Source organism: Streptomyces sp. A18 (assembly GCF_059026065.1).
This window is the reverse complement of sequence record NZ_JBWLKL010000143.1, coordinates 1-705: the sequence shown is the minus strand read 5'-3', so window position 1 is coordinate 705 and position 705 is coordinate 1. Positions and strand designations below refer to the sequence as shown.

The following is a 705-nucleotide window of genomic DNA, read 5'->3' as shown; positions in this document are numbered from 1 at the left end:
TTCGTGGAGTTCTCGCGGCAGCGGGGTCTTTCGGTGGATGGGCGGTGCAGGTCGTTCTCGGCGGATGCGAGTGGTACGGGGTGGGCCGAGGGTGTGGGTCTGCTGTTGGTGGAGCGGTTGTCGGAGGCTCGGCGTCTGGGGCATCGGGTGCTTGCGGTGGTGCGGGGCTCGGCGGTGAACCAGGACGGTGCGAGTAATGGGCTGACGGCGCCGAACGGTCCTTCGCAGGAGCGGGTGATCCGTGAGGCGCTGGCCGCGGCGGGTGTGGGTGCGGGTGAGGTGGATGCGGTGGAGGCGCATGGCACCGGCACGACGTTGGGTGATCCGATCGAGGCGAATGCTCTGCTGGCCACGTATGGGCGGGAGCGGGAGTCGCGGCGGCCGTTGTTCTTGGGGTCGTTGAAGTCGAATATCGGGCATGCGCAGGCGGCTGCCGGTGTCGGCGGGATCATCAAGATGGTGCAGGCGATGCGGCATGGCACGCTGCCCAGGACGTTGCATGCCGAGCGGCCCTCGTCGCACGTCGAGTGGGATTCCGGTGCTCTGGAGCTGCTGACCGAGGCACGTTCCTGGCCCGAGGCCGAGGGGCGTCCGCGCCGTGCGGCTGTGTCCTCGTTCGGGATCAGCGGCACCAACGCCCATGTCGTACTCGAACAAGCCCCCGACACGACAGCCACCGCACCGGCACACAACCCCACCCCCGAG

The 705-nt window shown here is 68.8% G+C and carries 1 protein-coding gene; it reads left to right on the top strand.

Translation table 11 applies throughout. The features are described from left to right. Nucleotides 1-705 (top strand): ketoacyl-synthetase C-terminal extension domain-containing protein (locus AC5P1C_RS43885; protein ID WP_493871600.1); only part of this gene is annotated, 705 nt, incomplete at both ends.